Genomic DNA, 25,421 nt, shown 5'->3' on the forward strand with positions numbered 1-25,421 from the left:
ATGTCAATGAACTTTTAAGTTTTTAGGATCTGAGAACCTACAGATTGTTAATATTTTGTTTAAATGAACTGGATATCTATCTTGTCTATAATCCCTCTTAATTTATTTAATAATTCTAATCACTTTATTATAATTATATTGGCAACCATTTAAGAGATTGTGCTTTGTTATTAACCATCATTACAGAAGTTTTAATATCACTTATTTTTAACATTGATTATCTAAAATATTGATTATAATTTCATTAATATATTAATTAAATTAAAAAAAGTACCTTTAAAAGCACCTATAATTACTACAAAAAACATAAGTAGTAAAAACATAACAACCTGATAACTAACACTAAAGAAGTTGAAAAAATATATCACCTAAATTGAGGGGCTTGTGTTCGTAAGGACGTGCGGGTTCGACTCCCGCTATGCGCACAGAAAAAAAATCTTTATTTATTCTTTTTATAAATCACTCTCAATATTCTACTTATTTGTGAAAGAATACTATTCAACGATACTTTAACTCTTTTTATCTAAAAAGACAAAATCCAACCCCACTCCTATTCTATCTTTGAAGTATAAATTAAGATTTTGTTTTTCATTTTATAGTTTAATTAGTTAAAAAGAAGTTATCCGGGGGGACGCTTCTTTTTTATTACATTTTATTCCTAAAATAATCGTATTACATTTTTAATTTTTTTCTCCAAATATTACGGATTTCCCTTACTTTTTTTCCGGCTTTTTTTCATATAAATAATTTACATGCATATATTTTTGCTGCCTCATATTTTATTTGAAAAAATTACAACGGAGAAATCTTAGATTTATACAATTTAATTCCCTTTTTTCTTAGCTCCTTCGGGAGCTTTTTTATTAATTCTAAATTTCTATTAATCGAACCAGTGTTTTTCCTGTTCATTTATCAGGAAATTAACTATTTGAACCTTAACCTAAACATTATAAATTAGTTATAAAAAATAATTTAATTAACTAATACAAAATAATTAACTAAAATTATTTTATCTATTATTTTTCTTCTTTTTATCGAAAGTAAATTGCGTTTTACCGAAAGAAACATGCTTATTAGATATCTATAGTTGATATTTACATATACAAACACTAAAAATTACAACCATGGCTTTACAAATCTCAGAAAAAAAAGGAATTTTCTATTTAAAAGGTAAAATTAACTGTACAACTGTTAAATCTTTCATTACTTATTTTGAGCACTATATTTCACAAAATAAGAAAACAGTAATTAATTTAGATAAAATAAAAGAGATTGATTCTGATGGATTAAAGGCTATTAAAAAATTAAGGGCTTTGGCTATTAAGAATCAAAAAATATTTTCTACCATAGGTAATGGTGCTAAAGATATATTTAATCGTTTAAATCCAGCTTCTTAAAACTATTTATTGCATGAGTTAAATTTTAAATTTTTACTCTATGATTAATTTATTCCCCCTACTAAGTTTATCTAAAAATAAATCTGAGAAACTAAACGTTAATGAAACTAGTTTTACTCAAAAAATATGTAATGTTTTAGATATATTACTTTGCATTATAATTGCCATAGGTTATACAATTTTATTAATCAACACAGCTACATATTTTCATAATATAATATTTTATTTCTCAATATTGTTGATGTTCATTTCTACGGGGCTACGTATAATGTATTACGATAAGAAAAATATTCTTTTATCTTTTAATACTTACGTTTACTATACATTTGTATTTACTTTTATTATTAGAACACTTGTATTAATTTTTATTGGTATTTGATACTATTAAAAGGTTCTGTAAAATAAATATAGTTTCAAGGATAGTTTTTAAATTGATCTAAAATTTAAAAACGAAACAACTTCTTCTTAATCTACTTGTAGTGCTAACTGGTATAAGCATGGAAACTTAAATAAAGCTCGATCATATATGCTATGTTAACTAGTAACTCAGTATTAGGTAATAGAAACAACTAATAAAAATTCAACTGAATGGAAAAGTTGAATATCTCAAAAAACTGATTATGAAACAGCCTATTGATTAATATTCTTTAAAGGTATTGAATCTAACTGTAAATAATCATTTCAATAAATAAAAAACCCACTCAAAAAATTGAGTGGGAAAATTGCTATGAAAAAGAAATCTTATTGACGTCTCAATAAGATAAGTACAATATAACATTAAAAATTTAAAAAAACAATTTTTTCTCAGTTTACTTTCTTCTTGATTTTATCACTAATAGACAAAAATTCAATTAGCTTATAAAAAAAGGTAACTCATCGATACTTTATTTCTCTTCATCTAATTTTTTAAAAAATAAGTACTTCTCTAAATTATCTTTGAAGTATAATTTAAAAATTTGATTTTTTCATTTTACAGTTTGATAGATTAGTTAGTTTTAAAAGAAGAAGTGTCTGGAGGTGATAACTTCTTCTTTTTTATTATTCATGATTCTCTTTTTCTTTTTAAGCAGGGAATCAAAATACTTCTTAAAAAACTAAATAACAACAAATTAAAAGGTAATACCTTACTTATTTTATGGTTTTTCTTAAAGTTTATTCTCTTTCAATATTTAAATTTGAAACAAATCAAAATTTATTACTATGATTAGAAGTGTATCAAACTTAGGTTCTATTTTAAATAGAAAAGAACAAAAATTTATTAATGGAGGAAGTCTTTCATGTAACACTAACAAACAGTGTGTTTTAGCTTGGAACGATCCTTATGCTATTTGTCACAGAGGAAGATGTCTTCCAGGATAAAATTTAAGCGAACTTCGGTTCGTTTTTTTATGGGTTCTTATAAAATTTCTTAATAAATTAGGTAGGGTTTTCTGCTATTCAACCGTTATTATTTAAAATGAATACCTTTATGAGAAAAATTAAATCCTTTTTATTATTCCTTATTTTATTATTCACTTTTACTTGTTTAATACTTATTTCTTAAATTAAAGCTTATCCTTAAAAGGCTTAAAAAAAAGTAAATTATACTAACGTGTAGCAATAAACTTAATAGAAGTTTTATGCTACATTTTTTTATGAATTACTTAGATATTATTTTGCTAGAAATAGGCAAAAAAAAAGGAACACTTTCAGTTCCTTTTCGAAGTTAGTCTTAACAAAAGCCCCCCGGCTTTAAATTTTGACATTTCGAGAACGAAAATAACAAGTTTATTTCGATAGACAAAATTAATAGAACAAAAAAATCACTGTATAAAAAAGAGTGATTTCCCTTAAAAAATCACTCTTCTACAAATAAAATATTTCCAATTATTTTTTACTATTTCTTATACCTCAACTTTCCAGTTTCTATACCAATTGCTGTTTTAGCTAAAACTGTAAAAATTAAAGCTCCCATTGCCCAAATACCTAGTGTAACACCTATTTCTATTGCTGTTGGCGTATACTCTGCTATTTTACCATAAGGTCCTGGAATAAAACCTGGTACTATTAAGCCAAAACCTTTTTCTATCCAAATTGCTATAAAAAGAATAAAACAAGCAAAGTATAATACTTTTAAATTGTTACGTAGCTTATGAAACGTTAATATAACCGTTGCTAATACATTTAAAGAAATTGCTGTCCATATCCAAGGTAACAAAGCCGTTTTTCCATCTAAACCAAAAAACAGATAATAAGCACTTTCACTGTGATGCGTAGGGGCATAAAACTCTTTAAATAATTCAGAAATTAACATAATAATATTAATCTGAGCAGCAACAGTAACTACCATTGCTAACTTCTTCAAAGTTTTGTCTTCTATTTTAAATGCTGTAAATGATCTTATAATAGCTAATACTATAATAATTAAAGCTGGTCCAGCTGCAAATGCAGAAGCTAAAAAGCGAGGTCCTAACAAGGCATTATTCCAAAACGGTCGTGCTTGTAATCCTTGATATAAAAATGCTGTTACTAAGTGTATTCCTACTGCCCAAAAAACCGATAATATTGCTCCTGGTACATAAACACTCTTTTTAGATTCTTTTCCTTGATAGTGCCTAAATAATATATAAAATGGAATTGTAATATTTAAAAATAAGTATCCATTTAAAACAATTACATCCCAAGTTAACATTGAATTTGGAAAATTAAAAACCCCAATACCTGGTATCATATGCCATAATACAGAAGGCCCTCCCATGTCTGCTACAACAAAAGCTAAACACATAATAAGAGCTGCTACTGCGAGGCCTTCTCCTATTAATACTGCTTGTTTAAAATCAATATCCTTTAATACATAGGTTGGCATTACCAGCATAACTGCCGCAGCCGCTACTCCTACTAAGAATGTAAAGTTAGAAATATACAATCCCCAACTAACTCTATCTGTCATTCCAGTTACACTAAGTCCATGTTCTAGTTGAATTGAATAACAATACATTCCAACAAGCATTACTAAAGTTAAAAAAGCCATCCATAAGTGGTACTTTTTAGAACCTTGTGTAATTATATTTAAACTGTCTTTTACTAAACTTGTAAAAACTTTAAGTCTTCTCATACTATATATTTTAGTCCATGAAGTACCAGAACTTTGGTTCTGTACCTAAATCTTCTTTTAATCTGAATACTTTTTTATTTTCTAGCACCCAACGTATAGAACTATTTGGATCTAGTAGGTTTCCAAAAATTCTAGCTCCCGTAGGACATGCCTCTACACAAGCTGGATTTTTACCAGCTCTGGAACGCTGTACACAGAAAGTACATTTTTCCATGACTCCTTTTTTACGCATTCTATTTCCTAAGTAATGTTGATTTTTATTAATCTCTTCTTCAGGAACTTCAGGCTTACTCCAATTGAATCTACGTCCGTCATATGGACAAGCTGCCATACAGTATCTACATCCTACACACCAATCATAATCGACCACTACCAAACCATCTTTTTCTCTCCAAGTTGCTTGTACTGGGCAAACCTCAACACATGGTGGGTTATCACAATGAAAACACTGAGTTCCCATATAGAAATGTCCTTCTGCTGGTACTTCATGATAATAATTATCATCAGCTTCATTAAAATTAAAGCCTTTTCCATCCTTCATTTCATGAATTCGGATGTACTGCATTTGAGAATTTCTATCTTGATTATTTTCTTCAACACAGGCGCTAACACAATCCATATATCCCTGACATTTTGATATATTAAATGCATATCCAAATAACACATCTTCTTCTGCATTTTTAGAAGACATATTGATTGTTTTTCCTGTACGTAATTGATATGAACGAACCAATCTATTCACTGTTGCTTCCTTCTCTTCATCCGTCATCAATTTATAGTTTCCTTTAAATTGCTCTTCCCAGTCTATTTGAGCTTTCTCTTTAGTATCACTACTTGTTGTTACACTACAAGAAGTTGTTACCGCTCCAGCTCCTATTAATAAACTTGCTGTTAGCTTTTTAAAAGCACTACGCCTATCCATTTTCACATCAAAAACTTGTTCAAAACCATCTCTATGACGTTCTTCACCAATAGATGCATCTACAGCAGCTTCAAAGAATTCTTCTTTGCTAAGTTCTTTCTTTGAAGAATTAGAATTACATCCTCCTTCTGTCTTACCACATCCGCAAGAATTTGATTTTTGTTTATGTCTGCTATTTAGGTTTAGAGTAAACCATTTTTTATTGTTATTGCTCATGCCTAAATTATTTACGTTCTTTAACTTTTTGTGTATTAAATCGTGCTGGCCACTTAGTATGAAAACTTGGCGAGTGCGGATTATGACAGTTTACACATGTCATTGATGCTCTAGGTGGTGCCCAACTATTAATTATTTTTCCATGTGCTCCGCCAGTCCAATCTTTATATTGTTTTTGATGGCATTGACTACATAGTTTGTAACTTTTATTAAAATCTATTCCATGTCCAGTAATACTTCTTAACTCATCCATATTATCGCTATTATGACATGTAATGCAATTCATTGTATTAGAGTTTGCATGATTTAGTTTAATATTCCAATGCGCCTTTTTGATATCTCCAGATTTCATCTTAGCCAAAGGCTGTGTATGGCATTCTGTGCATTTAAAAGATTTAATTTTATCTTTTCTTGTAGGTATTTTAAACGTGATTTCGTTTTCTGTTACTTCAATCATGTTTAAACCATCAATAAAATTTTCTGATGAAACCGACACTCCTTTATAATGCTTACTCTCTGCCTCTATCTTATCTGTAATACTATGATATTCGTGTTCTTTGTGTTTACATGAAATCATTAAAAAAGCAATGACAAACAAGTAACTAACTAATTTTATGTATTTATTTTTCTTCATTAGTTTTCCATTTTTCTGATAAAGTTTCCTATATCTTCTGTTACTTTATTATTGGGTACGTGACACTGACGACAATTAATTCTTTCTGGGTGCGATACTCTAATTTCTTTAGGTGCACTAGGTCCTGCATGACACGCTAAACAATTTTCTCTTAATTGTAATTGATGTGGAATTGCTGGTGGACTACCCAACAAAGCATTATTATTACCTACTGTAGGAATAGTGCCTTTTTTAAAGTTATTTGCTACAAATAATGAATTACTTTTCTGCGGAACATGACATTGACGACAATTTACCAGTTCGGGATGAGGAGTAACAGGCGTGTATGCTTTAAATTTCTCTACATATCCTCCATTTTCGTGACACTTTAAACAACTATTGTCTCCCATGTTTCTCTCACTATTTATATCATGAGGAATACTTGGTGGCGCACCATAGAAGGCTCTATTATTATAATAGTTTTTCATGCTTCGTTGATGCGTTTCATCTACAGGCATTTCAACATAATCTAAAGCATGCTCTGAACGTTTAAAAACACCTTTTTCTAATGGGATAATTGGTGTTATCCCGTTTTCTTTTATGAGGACATATGTATCCTCTCTTCCAGTCTGATAGCTATAATTCCATATTGCAATAAAAGCAATAAAAAGAATTACAAATAAAGATATAATACCTAATCGTTTTCTCATGACCTTATACTTTTTCTACTTTAACTGCACACTTTTTATAATCTGGCTCTTTAGAAATAGGACAAAAAGCATCTAAAGTAACGTCGTTGATTAACATGTTTTCATCAAAGAAGGGAACAAAAACCTGACCTTTAGTTGGTAAACCTCTTTCGTTTATTGATGCAGGTAATACACAAGATCCTCTACGAGAAGAAACCTTAACTTTTTCTCCATTTCTAATTCCTAAGGCATTTGCATCTTCTGGATGAAACTCAACATAGGCATTTGGCATTGCTTTATGCAAAACAGGGATTCTACGTGTCATAGAGCCTGTATGCCAATGTTCAATTACACGTCCTGTATTTAACCAAAATGGATATTCATTATCTGGTACTTCTGGCGCTGGTTCGTATGGACGTTGCCATATTACAGCTTTACCATCTGGCTTTCCATAAAAATGGAACTCTTCTCCATTGCTACAAGCAGGATCATATTTAGAATTAAAACGCCATTGTGTCGATTTTCCATTTACATAAGGCCATATTGCTCCCGATTCTTTTTTAAGAACTTCAATTGGAGCCATATTGTGCTTTTTACCTTCATGAAATTGACGGTATTCATTATAAATTTCTTCAACATGATTTTCTCTTGAGTAAGGGAACAAATCACCATACCCCATACGTTTCGCTACTTCTATAAACATCCAAGCATCTGGGGTTGTTTCTCCGGGTCCTTCTACCATTTTATCCCAGTGTTGAGTTCTTCGTTCTGAATTTCCATATAATCCAGATTTTTCTATATGCCAAGATGCTGGTAAAATAACATCTGCAACATCAGAAGTTGGAGTTGGAAATACATCTGATACAACTACGAAACAAGACTTTTTCTCCATCCCTGGACGGAATCTACTTGTTCTTGGTAAAGACACTAGTGGGTTTACTGCTTGTGTCCATATAAACTTAATATCACCTCTATCTACTGCTCTAAACATCTCTGTAGCATGATATGTCGGTTTAGCAGGGATTTTTTCCACTGGAACTTTCCATATTTTAGCTGCTTTAGCTCTATGCTTAGGATTCATTACAACTCCTTTAGGTAACTTGTGCGTAAATGTTCCCACCTCACGTGCAGTACCACAAGCTGAAGGCTGACCTGTTAAAGAGAAAGGACCATTACCTGGTTGTGAAATTTTACCAGTTAATAAATGAATGTTATAAATAATATTATTCATCCATGTACCTCTGGTATGTTGATTAACTCCCATACACCATAATGACATTACTTTTTTGTTTGGATCACCATATATTGAAGCTAAATACTTAATATCTTTTACAGAAACTTTCGTTAGTTTTGATACTTTCTCTGGAGAATAGTCTTCTAAAAAAGCCTTGTACTCTTCGAAGTTTATTTTTGTAGGTTTGTCTTTAAACTTATATTTATCTTCTAATCCATACCCCATCTTAGTAAGTCCTTTACTAAAATTACAGTACTTCTCTACAAAGGATTTATTTACCCAACCATTATTTATAATCTCATAACAAATAGCATTACCAACTGCTAAATCTGTTTGAGGTTGAAACAATATAGATCTATCCGCTGCCATACTAGAACGTGTTGTTCTAGTAGCAAAATCGATGATCTTAGCACCTCTAATATTTTTTTGCTCTAACATTCTAGAAAATAAAACTGGATGCATTTCAGCCATATTATTACCCCAAGTTATGTAGTAATCTGCGTAATCGAAATCTTCATAACATCCCATAGGCTCATCTGCACCAAACGTGGTTAAGAAACCAGCAACAGCACTTGCCATACATAAACGAGCATTACAATCTAAATTATTAGTACCAATAGCTCCTTTCATGAATTTAGAAGCTACATAGCCTTCGGGTATTGTAGATTGCCCAGAAGTATACATTGCAACAGAATCTTTACCATGTTTTTCAATGGTTTCTTTCATCTTATTTGCTACTATATCTAAAGCTTCATTAAGTGGTGTTTTTACATAGGTTCCATTCTTCTTAACTAAAGCATGCTCTAATCTATCTTTTGCTTGAATACACATTATTTGATGGTATCCTTTTACACATAGTAATCCTTTATTTACTGTAGAATTTGGATCACCTTTAACGGCAACTGCTTTTCCATTTTCTACTCCGACTAGAATTCCACAACCTACACCGCAAAAACGACATGGTCCTTTTTTCCAATCTAAACTTCTTCCCTCTACTCCTTCTAATTGCTCGTTAGCAAAAATAATCCCAGGGAACATAGCTGCTGCAGCTGTCATTGCTGCAGTAGCAGCCATTTTTTTTATAAAACTTCGTCTACTTGATAATGAGGCGCTCATATGGTATCTATTTTATTGGTGTATTAAATCCTGAAACCAAGGCTAGTAATTTTAAACTCTTTATGGTTTCTATAACTTCTTTTAACTTTTTATCTTCTGCATCGTCTTTAGTCTCTGTAACAACTACAAGAACATTTTGATTTTCAGCAGGTATAATTTCACAGCCATTTAAAACAGAAATTGCTTGTTGAAGCTCTTCTTTTTTTCCTTCGTGTGGATGTGCTAAATAACTTTTAATAGGCATAGAAAATTGATATTTAATTGTTTAACAAATTACAGAAATACTCAATAGGAATCATATGACATTTATCATAACTAACAGTTTATCAAAACGTTATATCTCCATAAATATAACGAAACCCTTACAGAATCTTAGATTTCAATCACTTAGTAAAGCGTAAAACCTTTAATATTTTTTTAATTTATTTTTAGTATAAATAAGAATAAGCAAGAGTGATATATATCATAGTTAGCTTTTACTATTTAAAATAGTTTTGAGCTATTAAACATTTGATTATGATATATAAAATAAAAAGTAGGATATGGATTGAGGCTGAAAACAAGATGTTTTTAGGGGAAGGAAGAATAAAATTATTAAAATCTATTCATAGGACTAACTCTATATCAAAATCGGCTAAAGAACTTGGAATGTCTTATAAAAAGGCTTGGAATTTAATAGACTCTGTTAATAAATCAAACCACAAGCCTATTGTTATAAAAAGTACTGGAGGCTCAAAAGGTGGTGGAACTAAACTTACCCCCTATGGAAAAAAGATGATTGATATTTTCGATACAATTAATATGAATTGTTGGAAGTATTTAGACAAACAGTTAAAAAAATTACACGAAATAGATTAATTACAAATTAATAAAAGATAAAAAAGTCTTTTAATATGATATTAATCATATTTTAACTTAAAACTGCTCTATAAATTTGTACATGAATTATAAATCTTACACAGATGAAAATAAAAATTCCCTTACTATCATTTATACTTTTGGTCTTTTTTATCTCATGTAAAGAGACTAAAAATGAAGCTTCTAATAATGATACAAAAGCTACTACAACAGTACATAAAGGACAAGCAGCAGTAGTTGATAAAGATTCTGAAGCTAATGCTTTACAAGTAGCAAAATCCTTAGATGATTTTAAAACATTGGTCGTAGCTGTAAAAGCCGCAGGTGTAGAAGATGCACTTGTAAATGCTGGTCCATTAACTGTATTCGCTCCCATCAATACAGCTTTCGATAAACTTTCAGAAGGAACCGTAGAAACATTATTAAAACCAGAAAACAAATCACAGTTAGCTTTTGTACTCAAAAACCATGTAGCTCCTGCTAATTACCCAATAAAAACTTTGGAGAAAAATGTTAGAAAAAACAGAAAACTATATATGGCATCTGGTAAATATTTAGATGTTACAAAACAAGGTAACGATTTGTATGTGGGAAATACAAAAATTTTAAAATCGGTAAAAGTAAGTAACGGATGGGTCCATGTTATTGGAGATGTCTTGGTACCTAAAGATAACTAACCCTAAAATCAATTTAGCATATGAAATTACAAAACCTACTAACAACGCTTCTAATCATAGTTTTCATAAGCTGTGGTGGTAATGATAAAAAAAGACCTTCTTATAATTCTTCAACAGTATCTAAAGAAGCAGTAAAAAAGACGCCTGCTAAAAAAGTAGTAAAAAAAGCTACTGAAAGCGGAACAATTGATTTAAACAACAAAGGAATAGGTCCTGTTAAATCTTTAAAATTAGATCCTACAATTAATACAGCAATGGCTGAAGAAGGTAAACTATTATTTAAAAATAAGTGTTCATCATGTCATAGAGTAAATAGAAAATTTATAGGACCAAACCCTACAGGTATCCTAGAAAGACGTTCTCCAGAATGGGTTATGAATATGATTTTAAACCCAGAAGAAATGGTAAAAAAAGATCCTATAGCTAAAGAATTACTAATCAAGTTCAATGGTTCTCCAATGGCAAATCAGAATTTAACTGAAAAAGAATCAAGAGCTGTATTAGAATATTTCAGAACCTTATAACAACCAAAAACAAGAATTTATGAAAACTACAATTAAAATATTTCTTGCAATAATCTCATCATCACTGTTTTTGATTAGCTGCGGGAACAATAATAAAAAAGGAACCAGCAACGGTGTATTATCAGGAAATAATGCCGATAAAGTATACGTAGCTCCTGGAGAACACGATGAATTCTATGCCTTTGTATCTGGTGGATTCAGTGGACAATTATCTGTATATGGATTACCATCTGGAAGATTATTTAAAGTTATTCCTGTATTTTCAGTAGATGCTGAAAAAGCTTGGGGATTTAACGAAGAAACCAAACCAATGCTAAATACTTCTCATGGTTTTATTCCTTGGGATGATGCCCATCACCCTGATATCTCTCAAACCAATGGTGTTTTAGATGGTCGATTTGTATTTATCAATGGTAACAATACACCTCGTATTGCTAAAATAGACTTGTCTACTTTTGAAACTACTGAAATCATTGAGATTCCTAATACAGCAGGGAACCACAGTTCGTCATATGTAACAGAAAATACAGAATATGTAGTAGCAGGAACTCGTTTTGCTATACCAGTCCCTCAAAGAGATATGCCTATTAAAGAATACAAAGGTAATTTTAAAGGAGCCTTATCATTTATTAAAGTAGATCCAGAAGATGGAGGAATGGATTTAGAGTTTCAAATTTTAATGCCTGGATTCGATTATGACAAAGCACATCCCGGACGAGGGGATTCTAAAGATTGGTTTTTCTTTACCACTTACAATACTGAAGAAGCAAATACATTATTAGAAGTAAATGCTTCACAAAATGATAAAGACTTTATTACGGCTATTAACTGGAAAAAAGTAGCTGATTATGTAAAAAACGGAGGAGGAAAAAAGATGCCTGCTAACTATGCCCATAATGTATATGATGAGCATACACATTCAGCAACATCTACCATGAAAAAAGAAGTTTTAGTAATTGATCCTTCTGAAGTACCTGGAGCAATCTACTTCTTACCTACCCCTAAATCTCCTCACGGTTGTGATGTGAGTCCTGATGGTGAATACATTGTAGGTAGTGGAAAATTATCAGCAGATTTAACGGTACACTCTTACAGTAAGATGATGAAAGCTATTGAAGATAAATCTTTTGATGGTGACGCATACGGAATTCCTATTTTGAATTTTGAAGCTATTAATGCTGGTAGTGTAAAGCAAGCAGGTTTAGGACCTTTACATACAGAATTTGATAATGAAGGAAATGCTTATACTACGTTCTTTATTTCTTCCGAAGTTGTAAAATGGAAATTAGGTTCATGGGAAGTAATCGATAGAAAGCCTACTTATTATTCACCTGGACACTTAATGGTTCCTGGAGGAAACTCTCGTAAACCATTTGGTAAATACGTATTGGTTATGAATAAAATAACAAAAGACCGTTATTTACCTACAGGTCCAGAAGTAACACAGTCGGCACAGTTATATGATATTTCTGGAGAAAAAATGGAGCTATTACTAGATTTCCCTACTGTTGGAGAGCCTCATTATGCTGCTGGTATTCCTGCTGATTTAGTAAAACCTCGTTCTAAAAAGTTTTTCAAATTAGAAGATAATAAACATCCTTTTGTAACTAAAAGTGAAGCAGATGCAAAAGTAGTTAGAGATGGTAATACTGTACATGTATACATGACCATGATTCGTAGTCACTTTGCCCCTGACAACATTGAAGGAATTAAAGTAGGCGATAAAGTATACTTCCATATTACCAACTTAGAACAAGATTACGATGTTCCCCATGGAGTAAGCATGATTGGTGCAAATACTTCTGAATTATTAATTATGCCTGGACAAACTGAAACATTTTTATGGGAACCAAAACAAGTAGGTGTTTGGCCATTCTATTGTACTGATTTTTGTTCGGCGCTGCATCAAGAGATGCAAGGATATGTTAGAGTATCCCCTAAAAGCTCTAACATAGAACTATCCTGGTCTTTAGATGGTGAGTAATTAATTTTTTTTGATTGACTGGCTGCTTGAGTTTTGAGATTGAATATGTTTTCAAGCAGCCTTTCATCAAAAATTAAATCAACAAAAGATGAAACAGCCTAAAATTACAATGATAGCCGGTGCTTTATTATTATTAGGTCTCTTTATATTCCCTTTATGGAATATTACCTTAGAAGCTCCACAATACCCTACTCCGCTTGGAATGGATATTTATATCAATAAGTTTTCTGATACTAATGAGTTTGATATTAAAAATATCAATTTAATGAATCATTATGTAGGAATGCAATACATACCTAAAACTATTCCTGAATTTAAAGTTTTTCCTGTAGTAATTGGAATTATGGTAGCTTTAGGAGTACTTATAGGATTAAAAGCAAACTACAAATGGTATTTAGGTTGGTTTATAGTGATGACTATTTTAGGTATTGCGGGTATGTACGATTTCTACTTATGGGAATATGACTACGGACATAATTTAGATCCAAAAGCAATTATGAAGTTTACCAACCCTGATGGCTCTGTTATGGGATTTCAACCTCCTTTATTGGGAACTAAAGAAATCTTAAACTTTACAGCACATTCTTATCCTAGATTAGGAGCTTACTTTATGTTTATAGGTATGTTATTAACACTTTCTTCTTATTTCATAGGAAAAAAACAAACCAAAAAGAATTAGTATGAATTATATAAAGCCTTTTATCTTTTTATTTGCCTTACTCCTATTAGCTAGCTGTACAGTGGAACCTCAAAAAATTGATTATGGTACCGACGCTTGTAGCTTTTGTAAGATGACAATTGTAGAGAAGAAATTCGCTGCACAAATTGTTTCTAAAAAAGGAAGAGCATCTAAATACGATGCTACGGAATGTATGCTAAACGATATTAAAAACAAGGAAGAAAACTCTTTAGCACATATCTTAGTAACAGACTATACTAAGCCTGAAAAATTAATTAATGCTACTGAGGCTACTTATCTAATAAATAAACAAATTAAAAGCCCTATGGGCGCATATTTATCAGCTTACGCTACTGAAAGCGAGGCTAAACTTAATGGAAATAACATATTTAATTGGGAAGCTATCAAAGAGCACTTCAATTAAGACAATATAACTAGAATTCAACAATAAAATCAATCAAAAAAATGAAAGCAAAATATTATTTGTTTTGCCTAATTGTTGTTCTATTTCTAAATAAAACAGCTATTTCTCAAAACCAAGATTCTTATAATCAGTGTATTCAATGTAATATGCTTATTAAAGATAAATTACATAATGCTCAAGCAACAACAAACACTAATAAAGTTCTAAACTTTGATGCTATTGAATGCCTTGCTAATTATTTAAAAGAGCAAAAAACAACTTCTATTTCTAACCTAACAGTTGCCGATTATAACAGTGGTAAACAAATTAATGCTATAACAGCTACTTATCTAATCAGTAATGCTATTAAAAGTCCTATGGGCGCTAACTTATCTGCTTTTAAAACTAAAAAAGAAGCTGAGTTAATCCTAAAAACTAAGAAAGGAAAACTATATACATGGCAAGAAATTAGAAATGCTTTTAATACTAATAAAATTGGAGATACAGAACATCATCATGAGCACCATAATAGACCTGATGCACATGCACCAATTGGTGTAATGGGAGATCATTTACACTCAAAAAATGGGTTTATGGTTTCGTTTCGTTATATGAATATGGAAATGGACGGGAATCGTTCTGGAACTTCTACTATAAATAACACTTCTATTTTTAATTCATACATGGTTGCTCCACAAAATATGACTATGGATATGTATATGTTAGGAGTAATGTATGCTCCTTCTGATAAGCTAACTCTTATGCTAATGCAAAATTTTGTTAGAAATAAGATGAATTTAAAAGCTCGTATGGTGATGGGCGGTAATACCATGTTTAGAGATTTTTCTACAAGTTCTTCTGGATTTGGGGATTTAAAATTAGGTGCATTGTATAGCATTTATAATAAAATGAATACTTCTATCCACTTAAATGGTACATTAAACATCCCAATTGGTAACATTAAACAGAAAGATGATACTCCTATGATGCAAAATGCCAAACTTCCTTATGCTATGCAGCTAGGTTCTGGTACTTTTGATATTACCCTGGGTGCAACTTATAAAGGAAATACCGAATACATTTCTTGGGGAGTACAACCTTTATTTACCTTCAGAACAGGAACCAATAGTCAAGATTACAGATTAGGAAACACACAACAGATTAATATTTGGGGAGCTTACAAAGTTGCCAATTGGATTAGCATTTCCGGAAGAGTTTTAGGTATTTCTCAAAGTAAAATATCAGGAAGAGATACTGAGCTTAATCCTATGATGGTTCCTACTGCAAACACCAATAACTATGGTGGCGAAAAAATAAAAACATTTCTAGGTTTTAATCTTATGTTTAATCAAAACTCGAGCCTTAAAAATTTTAGAATTGGTATTGAAACTGGTGCTCCTATTTATGAAAACTACAATGGTATTCAAATGGACGAAGATTTATCTTTTCAGTTAGGTATTAAATACGCTATTTAACACATTAAAAATGTATTCACTATTAATTTTAGTACATATTATTGCTGCCTCAATTTGGGTTGGAGGCCATTTAATTCTGGCTATTCGTTTTCTCCCAAAAGCCTTAAAAAAGAATGATTTTTCAATAGTTGAAAATTTTGAAAAGGCATATGAACCTGTGGGGTTACCTGCTTTATTAGTACTGGTTATTAGTGGTATATCATTGGCTTTAATTCGAGTACCTGAGCTAGCTAGTTGGTTTACATTAGAGTCTTATTTTTCTAAACATATAATACTAAAACTAGTTTTATTAGCAATCACACTAGCATTAGCCATTCATGCACGTTTTTTTCTAATCCCAAAAAGAAAACTAAAACCATTAGCTGCTCATATTATTCTAGTTACCCTTGTAAGTATTCTATTTGTATTGGTTGGAGTTAGTTTTAGAACTGGTTTACTATTTTAAATGAAACTAAAAGTTACATATCATATAATCACTTGTATCTTCCTTTTTACTGGAATGTTTGTGAATGCGCAACAGCTACGTGTTTGTTCTAATTGTAAAATTAAAACAATACAAGAAGCGGTTAAAGTAGCTTCTAAACATGATTCTATTTATTTAGGAAAAGGTGTATATAACGAACATGATATATTTATAAATAAACCTTTAACTATTATAGGCAATAAAGAAGCCATTATTAATGGAAATAAAAAAGGATACATTCTTAAAATAGCTTCAGATAGTGTTGCTATTAATGGAATTACTTTAGAAAATGTAGGTAAAAGTTACACCAAAGATTTTGCTGCTATCTATATTTCTAAAAGCAAGCATTTTAAGATTGAAAATGTTCGTTTAAAAACTGTGTTTTTCGGGATTTTAATTGAAAAATCTCACCATGGACTTATCAAAAACAACCATATTTCTAGTGAAGCTAAAGATGAAGCAGGATCGGGAAATGGTATTCACTTATGGCATAGTTCTAATGTTCTCATAGAAGAGAATAAAGTTCATAATTTAAGAGACGGTATCTATTTTGAATTTGTAACCCATAGTAAGGTTCTTAATAACTCAAGTTTTAAAAACTTACGATATGGGTTACATTTTATGTTCTCTAACAACGATGAATATCATCATAATACTTTTGAAAATAACGGTTCAGGTGTAGCAGTAATGTTTTCAAAGTTTATAACAATGACCAACAATACCTTTTTAAAAAATTGGGGAACAGCTTCCTATGGATTGTTATTAAAAGAAATTTATGATGCTGAAATCAATAACAATACCTTTCAAGAAAACACTACAGCAATTAATATTGAAGGATCTACAAGAATTAACTATTCTAAAAATACTTTTACTAGTAACGGATGGGCTTTAAAAATAGCCGGAGCTTGCTATGCTAATAAATTTTATAGAAACAATTTTTTAAACAATTCTTTCGATTTATCATACAATAGTAAACTAAATGACAATAGTTTTAATAACAATTACTGGAGCTCTTATACAGGTTATGATTTAGATAAAAACGGAATTGGAGATGTACCATACAGACCTGTAAAACTCTTTTCTTATGTAGTAAATAAGACTCCAGAAGCAATAGTATTATTAAGAAGTTTGTTTGTAGATATTATCAATTTTTCTGAAAAGATATCACCAGCATTTACTCCAGATAATTTAGTAGATAAAGAACCATCAATGAACAAGATACAATGATACACATTAAAAACTTACATAAAACTTTTGGTAAAATTACTGTATTGAAAGAATTGGATTTAGATATTCAGTCTAAAGGAATTTTTGCAATACTAGGTCCAAATGGTTCTGGAAAAACTACGCTTATAAAAAGTATCTTAGGAATGGTAATTCCTGATAAGGGAACTATTAAAATAAACGACAAGGATATTTTAAAAAAGCACACCTATCGTAATAACATAAATTACCTACCACAAATTGCTAATTTCCCTGAGAACCTTACTGTATCAGAGTTAATTCAAATGATTAAAGATGTTCGTACAAAAGAAGCTGTAAATTTTGGTTTAATAGAACTCTTTGGGTTGCAACCTTTTTTAAAACAAAAACTTGGGAATTTATCTGGAGGTACCAAACAAAAAGTCAACTTGGTGTTAACCTTTATGTTTAATAGCGATTTAATAATACTAGATGAACCTACAACTGGTTTAGACCCTATTTCATTACTGCACTTAAAAGAATTGATTAAATGGGAAAAAGAAAAAGGAAAAACCATTTTAATTACTTCTCATATCATGAGTTTTGTTGAAGAAATGTCTGATGAAATTGTGTTTCTTTTAGATGGAAAAATTCACTTTAAAGGAAAAATTGAGCAACTGAAAGAGCAAACCAATCAAACTGATTTAGAACATGCAATTGCTAACATTTTAACTAAGGAACATGCTTAAAATATTAAAATATAGTTTTTCGGATTTACTACGAAGTAGATGGAGTTATGTATATTTCTTCTTTTATTTAGTTATTGGTTTTGTTTTATTATTTCTAAATAATGATACCTCTAAAGCTGTGATTACCTTAATGAATATTATAGTGGTACTAACTCCTTTAATAGGAACCATTTTCGGAATTATGTACTATTATAATTCAAGGGAATTTACAGAACTTTTATTAGCACAACCTTTAAAAAGAAGTACCATATTTTTAGGACAATATATTGGAGTTTCTCTATCTCTTTCTCTAAGTTTAGTATTAGGTTTAGGCATACCTTTTTTAGCCTATGGAGTAATACAATCTTCTGCTATTTTTAACTTTATTTCTTTATTAGCTATTGGTGCTTTTTTAACCTTTATTTTCGTGGCTTTAGCATTTAATATTGGTTTAGCTAATGAAAACAAAATAAAAGGATTTGGTTATGCTATTTTATTATGGTTGTTTTTAGCAGTTATTTATGATGGCTTATTTCTAATTTCTTTAATTGTTTTTCAAGAGTATCCTTTAGACCAATTTTCTCTATTCTCTACACTTTTTAATCCTGTAGACCTATCGAGAATATTAATTCTATTAAAACTAGATATTTCAGCCTTATTAGGCTATACAGGAGCTGTGTTTCAAAAGTTCTTTGGAACTAACTTTGGTATGTTACTCTCAAGTATTGTTTTAATATTATGGGTAGTTTTACCTACTTGGAAAATTGTTTTAAAATCAAAAAAGAAAGACTTTTAACTTGAATTAGTTTACATCTAATTGTTTTAAAGAAATATGTCTTCCTTTAATTTTTATCTCTTTTGTAAACTCTCTAATGGTTTTGTCTTTAAAATCGTCCATTAATTTCTTTTTAAATGGAGCAACTGTAAAATGAACGGGACAAGGATTTTTATCGTCACAAGAAGACAATCCCATAAAGCATTGATCAAACTTATCGGTTCCGTCTATACTTTTTATAATATCCCAAACAGTATTCTTAAAGTTGAGTTCATTCAAATAAAAACCTCCTGTTGGACCTTTTGAAGAAGAAACTAATTTACTTTTTGTAAGCTGTTGTAATAATTTTGCTAAGAAAGGTTGAGGTACACTTAACTCTTCAGCAATTTTTTTAACTCCTACTCTACTATTTTCTTCATTATGAATAGCTAAATAAAGTACTGATCGAATAGCGTATTTACAAGCATTTGATAACATTCACGTTTTTTATATAAAAGTAATAAAAAAGATGTTTTAGTCTTTATTATTTTCGTTTAAACTGACTCATAAAAATGTAAGTTATCGCTATAAAAAATATAAAACTAACAATAACTAAAGCTTCGAAATAAAAATCAATTAGTAATAGATTAAACCAAGAAGTTAGCGCCTTATAAAAAATTAGCACTTCGGTTAAAAGAAATCCAGTTACATAAAAAGCAATACTTCTTTTTGACAATGTTACAAGCTTAAAACTATACAAAAACAGTAGCAAACAAATACTAACTACTCCTAAAAAAATCCAATGCAAATAGCCTATAACTAAATCTATATTCGAAGCAGTTCTATTTGCTATTTCTGGAATTGTTCCTAATAATTGAAACACTAATTTTAAGAAAAATAAAAGAACTACTACTTTTAATGTTTTAAGGAAAAAACCTGAATATGACTTTTTAATTTTTTCTTTAAAATCTCTTAATTTATATATTAAATAAACGAATGATATTAATTGAAATACAGCACCTAACCCTGAAACTAAATAAACCCCAAGATGAGGTTTCATCCATAATAATGAAATACCAAAAGTTAAAATAACTCCAAGATTCATTAACCAAAAGAATATATTAAAAACGCTCTTAGAAATTCGAATATTTTGTTTTTCTAAAATATAGAATCCAATACCAAACAATGCTAAAATAAACCATCCATTGTATTGAAAATGAAGGTAAAAATAAATTGCGTTCTTATATAAATCGGAACTACTTCCCGCTGTTTTCATAATTACTCCCAAAGCCCATGGACCAATACTAGAGATAATCATATACCATAAAGCTATACGAACACATTGATAAGAATGTGTTTTTTTCTGTTCTACAGGAGTATACTTAAACAGTATGTATGCATATACATATGAAACAATTAAAAATAGTGTAGAAAAAATAATAGAAAATAAAGCATATCCGGTAAATGGAAATGTAACTAACATTCCTATGATGGTTACTTGAGTTGCCCAAAATATTTTCTGATATTTACTTTTTATATTTAATTCACTCAAATACATCTTAAAAATGAGTGTTGTTATAGCTGTATATACCCATCCTAATAAGGCAATATGTGAGTGTGTATGCACTACAAACCGATAAGTAAACGATAAATCATAAACAGAAAACAAACGCAATAAAACGCCTAAAAAAGCTATAATAAAAAAATAACCTAAAGCTATTTTACTATGTTTTTGCAAGAAATTATTTGATGATAGCATACTTGTAAAAATACGGAATATGAGGTGAAAATAATCTTAAAACTAATATGATTTTTATCATTTTATACCATCAGCTTTCGGCGGAACTTTGCAATAAATAAAACAAAATGATGAGTAGAGATATGATGAAAATTGTAACCGCTGAAGAAGCAGTTTCAATTGTAAAATCTAACGATAAAATATTTTTTCAAGGAGCAGCAATGACTCCTAATGTATTAATAGATAATTTATGTGAGCGTTATAAAGAGCTATCTAATGTAGAAATTATTCAAATTCATACACATGGTGAAGCTAAATACTTAGAAGAACCATATTCTAATTCTTTTAAGTTGATTAGTTGTTTTGTAGGAAACAATGTTAGAAAAGGAGTTAACACAAATAATGGTGATTATGTGCCTATTTTCTTGAGTGAAATTCACTGGTTATTTAGAAGAGGAATTTATCCTTTAGATGTAGCTTTTATTCAAGTTTCTCCTCCAGATAAGCATGGATATTGTTCTTTAGGAGTATCTGTAGATATTACCTTACCAGCTATTCAAACGGCCAAAGTAGTTATTGCTCAAATAAATCCAAATGTACCTAGAACACATGGTGATGGAATAATCCATATTAAAAACATTGATTATGCTGTTGAAGTAAATTCACCAATACACGAATCTATTACAGGAAGTCCTTCTGAAATTGAATCTCAAATAGGAAAACACGTTGCTGAATTAATTGATGATGGTGCTACTTTACAAATGGGTATTGGAAATATTCCAAATGCTGTGCTTCATAACCTAACCAATCATAAACGATTAGGAATTCATACCGAAATGTTTTCTGATGGTATTCTTCCCTTAGTAGAAAAAGGGATTATTACTGGTGAAGAGAAAGAAATTAAAACAGGTAAAATTGTTACTTGTTTTGCTGTAGGTTCTCAAAAACTATATGATTTTATTGACGATAATCCTTTAGTACACTTTAAAGAAGCTGGTTATACAAACGATACCTCACTTATTAAATTAAATCCAAAAGTAACGGCTATTAATAGTGCTATTGAAATTGATTTAACTGGGCAAGTTTGTGCCGATACTATTGGTAAATACCAGTATTCTGGTGTAGGTGGTCAAATGGATTTTATCCGTGGAGCATCTTTATCTAAAGAAGGAAAAGCTATTATTGCTATGCCATCAATGACACCTAAAGGAATTTCAAAAATTACACCTTTCTTAAAAGAAGGAGCTGGTGTTACTACAACAAGAGCCCATGTTCATTATGTAGCAACAGAATATGGAGTAGTTAATTTATTTGGTAAAAGTTTAAAGCAACGAGCAAAAGCTTTAATTTCTATTGCTCATCCAAATTTTAGAGAAGAATTAGAACGAGAAGCTGCCAAAAGATTTTCGTTATAAAACTTTTCATTTTTCCCCTCCCCTTATAATTAAAAACTCCATAATCTTTATTGACTATGGAGTTTTCTATTATATTTTCTAACAAAATTCGAAATTCATAATGTTATTTTATCGATTGTTTTCGTTTGTATACTACTAAAACAGTTAATAAAATCATACTAAATAGAATTACATACACAAAACTTGGTATTGGTACAGGATCTCCTGAAGCATAACTGTGTAAACCTGATAAATAATAATTTACACCAAAAGAAGTCATAATAATTGACCAAAAAGCAAACATACTTGCTGTATTGATAACAAAGAAATTATTCAACTTTGGTACAAAACGTAAGTGTAAAACAATTGCATAAACTATTATACTAATTAATGCCCAGGTTTCTTTTGGATCCCATGCCCAATAGCGTCCCCAACTTTCATTTGCCCATACTCCTCCTAAAAACGTTCCTATAGATAAAGTAAACAATCCTATAGTCATAGAAAGTTCATTTATATAGCTAAGTTCTTTAATTTTTAACTCTATAATAGTTTTGTTCTTTTTTGTTTTAAATAACATTAAAAACAAAGCCATAATTCCTAAAACTGCCGATAAAGCTAATGGTGCGTAACTACTTACAATTGTAGCTACATGTATTTTTAACCAATATGATTTTAATACAGGCATTAAGTTGGTTATCTCTGGATTTAACCAATCCAAATAACTTACAAATAATAAAGCTCCCGTAAACAAAGTAGCTAATGGCAATGAAAAATCTGATTTTCTAAAAGTTATCAAACCACTTAAAAGTAAGCACCAAGCTACAAAAATGAGCATTTCATATCCATTACTCCATGGTGCGTGTTGAGCTATATACCATCTTAAAATGATATTAAATGTAAAGAATAAAAAAGATACTAATGTGATTAAAATTAATCCATTCCATAAAAAATTAATCCATCTCTTTTCAGTAAACATCTTTACTACGGCTAAGATTAAAAGTAAAAATCCTACAGTGAAAAATACTTGGAACAACCAAAAATTTATATTCGCTTTGTTATACCATAGCTCTGCTTCTACTCTCTCTTCTGTTGGAATAATATCAGCACTTAACACTTCCTGATACTTTTTAATATAAAGCATTTTTTGATAAGCTTCTTTATATTTTCCTTGCTCTAAATCTTTAAAATAGCTTGGTAAAATTGTTTTAGTAAAACGTGCATCTTCTTCAGTAAAATCATTAAAATGATGATTATAACTATACCATGTATTATTCTCATCTCCTTTTTTAGGAAATATTTTTAAATAGTTCCCTGTAAATAAGTTATACAAAATATTAAAACGCTCATCAATCTTTAAAACCTCTTTATCAAACTCATTACGTTCGGCAGGTTTCTTTTTATTGGCTTCTTCTACTTCATTTGACAATAAGTAATTTCCTTCTTTATCTAAAAAACTAATAAATGAGTATAAACCATTCTTACCTTGAATTACATCTTTTAATAAATCTCCTGTTTTATCAACATCTGCTTTAATAATTGGAATTCTTTGCCATAATTGTGGCACCATGTGCATTCCTAAAAAAACTTGATTTACATCCAATTTTATTGTTCCAGTAGCAATTGGGTATTTAAAATTTGATTTTCGAGAAATTTTTCGAATACATTCAGATGCCAATGTATTAATTGGTTTAATACGACCATCTAAATCTTGAACTAACAAACGTCCAAATATTTCTGATTGTTGTTTATCTATTTCTAAGGAAGAAACTAATCTTTCAATAGCTATTTCTTTAGGAATAGAATCTTGTTTAGTTATAGCAAATGTTGAACTAAATGTAATTAAAAGAAGCGCTATAATAGTAGCTTTAGTTTTCAATTTCTTTAATTTTTTATTTATAAGTTGGAAACGTGAAGCCTTTCCAAAAAAAGTAAAAAACATCCCTATTCCCATTAATAAATAGCCCAAATAAGTTACCCAAGTACCTAAAAAATCGTGATTAACAGAAAGTACCGTTCCTTTTTCGTCTGTATCATAACTTGCTTGAAAAAAACGAAATCCTTTATAATCTAAAACGTTATTCATAAAAATACGATAATCAAAGTTTTCTTTTTGATCTATTACGGTTACTTCACTTGCATAAGCAGATGGACTAGACGATCCTGGATATCTTTCTAGTTGAAAATCATTTAACTTTATAGAAAATGGTGTCTGAATTGCTCCAGCTCCGTAAGACAAAATAACTTGCGTTCCATCTTTAAAATCTACTTGATGTTTTATTGGTAAAAAACCTTCTCTGTATAATAAGTTTACTTCTTGTGTTTCTTTTCCTACAGTTAGATTTACAATAAGAGCATCGTCTAAAGAAACATCGTTATCTGTTTTGCTTTTTGCTGAACTTATTAACTTAAACTTTCCTTTTGGATGGTATGAAGTAGGTACAAATGAAAAATCGCTCGATCTAAATAAAGTTCTTAAATTAATTTCTTGTAAGCTATCATGTTTAATTCTACCAGCTTGCTGATTTGACATCATAAAGAAATCTATTGGATGTGGAGTAATCATTTTAAACTTACCATCTTCCTCTATAATATTAATAATTCCTTCTTTATTAGCTTCAAATCCAACTTCATGCTGATGTTTTCCTATTTTTTCTATTTCTCCTTTTTGTAAATAAATTGTATTCCTTCCATTACCTGTCGTTGTAACCATTTTAAGTAAAGGAACTCCTATAATGCTATCTGTAATTACTTCAGGAGATGCATCTGCTACATACTCTTTAAATGAAATTGAAATAGGTGTATTCTTTATACTTTCATGAAAATGAAAACTATTATCTCTTAAAGGAGAGAATTGTAATTTTTCTTGAATCGTTTTACGTTGATTGTCCTTTATAAATGTAGCTGATAATAGTTTGGTATCTGAAATAATTACATTTGAAGTTGCTCCTTCTCTAATACGCATAATCCCGCTATAAGAAGTATAACGCGTTATTCCAGCACCTAACAAAACAATAACAAAGGCTAAATGAAAAAGAAAAATAGCCCACTTACGCTTACTTAACAAATTGTATTTAAAAATATGCAAAAAGAAACTAATTGCTAGTCCTAACATTACTATTTCAAACCACCAAGCATCATAAATACTAGCCCAAGCAACAGCTGTTCCGTAATCGTTTTCAACAAAGGTAGCTACTCCCATAGCAATTGCAAATACTAGCAATAATAGTAATGCTAATGAAGATGATGATAAAATTTTATATAGTTTTTGCATATTTTACTTA

The 25,421-nt window shown here is 30.1% G+C and carries 23 protein-coding genes; 14 read left to right on the forward strand and 9 right to left on the reverse strand.

Annotation, left to right across the window (positions count from 1 at the left end; translation table 11 throughout):
* The first annotated feature begins 1,124 nt into the window (after positions 1–1,124).
* Together F7018_RS04160 and F7018_RS18310 are read left to right on the forward strand one after the other, a co-directional pair.
* On the forward strand, positions 1,125–1,397 hold the full coding sequence (locus F7018_RS04160; protein ID WP_150898731.1) for an STAS domain-containing protein: 273 nt from the start codon (positions 1,125–1,127) through the stop codon (positions 1,395–1,397).
* A gap of 1,200 nt (positions 1,398–2,597) precedes the next feature.
* Complete coding sequence (locus F7018_RS18310; RefSeq protein WP_175578639.1) at positions 2,598–2,756, forward strand: hypothetical protein; 159 nt, start codon at positions 2,598–2,600, stop codon at positions 2,754–2,756.
* Between the two features lie 517 nt (positions 2,757–3,273).
* Here F7018_RS18310 and dsrP read toward each other — a convergent pair.
* From dsrP to F7018_RS04190, 6 genes are read right to left on the reverse strand one after another with little or no spacing between them, the layout of a single operon-like run.
* Entirely contained in the window at positions 3,274–4,491 is a 1,218-nt protein-coding gene (gene dsrP / locus F7018_RS04165) for a sulfate reduction electron transfer complex DsrMKJOP subunit DsrP (RefSeq protein ID WP_150898732.1), read from the reverse strand.
* 10 nt (positions 4,492–4,501) lie between these two features.
* On the reverse strand, positions 4,502–5,629 hold the full coding sequence (locus F7018_RS04170; RefSeq protein WP_150898733.1) for a 4Fe-4S dicluster domain-containing protein: 1,128 nt from the start codon (positions 5,627–5,629) through the stop codon (positions 4,502–4,504).
* A 7-nt stretch (positions 5,630–5,636) separates the two neighbouring features.
* A complete protein-coding gene (locus tag F7018_RS04175) occupies positions 5,637–6,263 on the reverse strand; it encodes a cytochrome c3 family protein (protein ID WP_150898735.1) in 627 nt (208 codons plus the stop codon).
* A complete protein-coding gene (locus F7018_RS04180) occupies positions 6,263–6,952 on the reverse strand; it encodes a nitrate reductase cytochrome c-type subunit (RefSeq protein ID WP_150898737.1) in 690 nt (229 codons plus the stop codon). The genes F7018_RS04175 and F7018_RS04180 overlap by 1 nt, the downstream gene beginning before the upstream one ends.
* A 4-nt stretch (positions 6,953–6,956) precedes the next feature.
* Positions 6,957–9,281, reverse strand: coding sequence for a molybdopterin-dependent oxidoreductase (locus F7018_RS04185; RefSeq protein ID WP_150898739.1), 2,325 nt, complete (start codon positions 9,279–9,281; stop codon positions 6,957–6,959).
* Between the two features lie 7 nt (positions 9,282–9,288).
* Entirely contained in the window at positions 9,289–9,525 is a 237-nt protein-coding gene (locus tag F7018_RS04190) for a hypothetical protein (protein ID WP_150898740.1), read from the reverse strand.
* Between the two features lie 272 nt (positions 9,526–9,797).
* On the opposite strand from F7018_RS04190, the gene F7018_RS04195 reads away from it, so the two are divergent.
* The 11 genes from F7018_RS04195 to F7018_RS04245 all read left to right on the forward strand — a co-directional run bounded on the left by F7018_RS04195 (position 9,798) and on the right by F7018_RS04245 (position 19,050).
* Positions 9,798–10,139 carry a winged helix-turn-helix domain-containing protein gene (locus F7018_RS04195; RefSeq protein ID WP_150898741.1) on the forward strand — a complete coding sequence of 114 codons (342 nt, stop codon included), beginning with the start codon at positions 9,798–9,800 and terminating at the stop codon, positions 10,137–10,139.
* A gap of 104 nt (positions 10,140–10,243) precedes the next feature.
* Positions 10,244–10,816, forward strand: coding sequence for a fasciclin domain-containing protein (locus tag F7018_RS04200; protein ID WP_150898743.1), 573 nt, complete (start codon positions 10,244–10,246; stop codon positions 10,814–10,816).
* Positions 10,817–10,836: 20 nt separating this feature from the next.
* Entirely contained in the window at positions 10,837–11,340 is a 504-nt protein-coding gene (locus F7018_RS04205; protein WP_150898744.1) for a c-type cytochrome, read from the forward strand.
* A gap of 19 nt (positions 11,341–11,359) precedes the next feature.
* On the forward strand, positions 11,360–13,324 hold the full coding sequence (gene nosZ, locus F7018_RS04210) for a Sec-dependent nitrous-oxide reductase (protein ID WP_150898745.1): 1,965 nt from the start codon (positions 11,360–11,362) through the stop codon (positions 13,322–13,324).
* An 88-nt stretch (positions 13,325–13,412) separates the two neighbouring features.
* Positions 13,413–14,003 (forward strand): hypothetical protein, encoded by a 591-nt coding sequence (locus F7018_RS04215; RefSeq protein ID WP_150898747.1) that lies wholly within the window; start codon positions 13,413–13,415, stop codon positions 14,001–14,003.
* 1 nt (position 14,004) lies between these two features.
* The gene (locus F7018_RS04220) at positions 14,005–14,427 is read left to right on the forward strand and encodes a nitrous oxide reductase accessory protein NosL (protein ID WP_150898748.1); all 423 of its coding nucleotides are present in this window, start codon (positions 14,005–14,007) and stop codon (positions 14,425–14,427) included.
* Between the two features lie 41 nt (positions 14,428–14,468).
* Positions 14,469–15,881, forward strand: a complete 1,413-nt coding sequence (locus F7018_RS04225) for a nitrous oxide reductase accessory protein NosL (protein WP_150898749.1) — start codon at positions 14,469–14,471, stop codon at positions 15,879–15,881.
* A gap of 10 nt (positions 15,882–15,891) precedes the next feature.
* On the forward strand, positions 15,892–16,326 hold the full coding sequence (locus F7018_RS04230; RefSeq protein ID WP_150898751.1) for a CopD family protein: 435 nt from the start codon (positions 15,892–15,894) through the stop codon (positions 16,324–16,326).
* On the forward strand, positions 16,327–17,571 hold the full coding sequence (locus F7018_RS04235) for a nitrous oxide reductase family maturation protein NosD (protein ID WP_150898752.1): 1,245 nt from the start codon (positions 16,327–16,329) through the stop codon (positions 17,569–17,571). It begins immediately after the preceding gene.
* Positions 17,568–18,275: an ABC transporter ATP-binding protein gene (locus tag F7018_RS04240; RefSeq protein WP_150898754.1), complete on the forward strand. Its 708-nt coding sequence runs from the start codon at positions 17,568–17,570 to the stop codon at positions 18,273–18,275. Before F7018_RS04235 ends, F7018_RS04240 begins: the two co-directional genes overlap by 4 nt.
* Positions 18,268–19,050, forward strand: a complete 783-nt coding sequence (locus F7018_RS04245) for an ABC transporter permease (RefSeq protein WP_150898755.1) — start codon at positions 18,268–18,270, stop codon at positions 19,048–19,050. The genes F7018_RS04240 and F7018_RS04245 overlap by 8 nt, the downstream gene beginning before the upstream one ends.
* A gap of 6 nt (positions 19,051–19,056) precedes the next feature.
* On the opposite strand, the gene F7018_RS04250 is transcribed toward F7018_RS04245, so the two are convergent.
* Entirely contained in the window at positions 19,057–19,506 is a 450-nt protein-coding gene (locus F7018_RS04250) for an RrF2 family transcriptional regulator (RefSeq protein ID WP_150898756.1), read from the reverse strand.
* A gap of 46 nt (positions 19,507–19,552) precedes the next feature.
* On the reverse strand, positions 19,553–20,767 hold the full coding sequence (locus F7018_RS04255) for a hypothetical protein (RefSeq protein WP_150898758.1): 1,215 nt from the start codon (positions 20,765–20,767) through the stop codon (positions 19,553–19,555).
* Positions 20,768–20,892: 125 nt separating this feature from the next.
* On the opposite strand from F7018_RS04255, the gene F7018_RS04260 reads away from it, so the two are divergent.
* Complete coding sequence (locus F7018_RS04260) at positions 20,893–22,161, forward strand: acetyl-CoA hydrolase/transferase family protein (protein ID WP_150899285.1); 1,269 nt, start codon at positions 20,893–20,895, stop codon at positions 22,159–22,161.
* A 103-nt stretch (positions 22,162–22,264) separates the two neighbouring features.
* On the opposite strand, the gene ccsA is transcribed toward F7018_RS04260, so the two are convergent.
* Positions 22,265–25,411 carry a cytochrome c biogenesis protein CcsA gene (ccsA, locus tag F7018_RS04265; protein ID WP_150898759.1) on the reverse strand — a complete coding sequence of 1,049 codons (3,147 nt, stop codon included), beginning with the start codon at positions 25,409–25,411 and terminating at the stop codon, positions 22,265–22,267.
* Positions 25,412–25,421: the final 10 nt, after the last annotated feature.

Source organism: Tenacibaculum aiptasiae (genome assembly GCF_008806755.1).
GTDB classification, from domain to species: Bacteria; Bacteroidota; Bacteroidia; order Flavobacteriales; family Flavobacteriaceae; genus Polaribacter; species Polaribacter aiptasiae.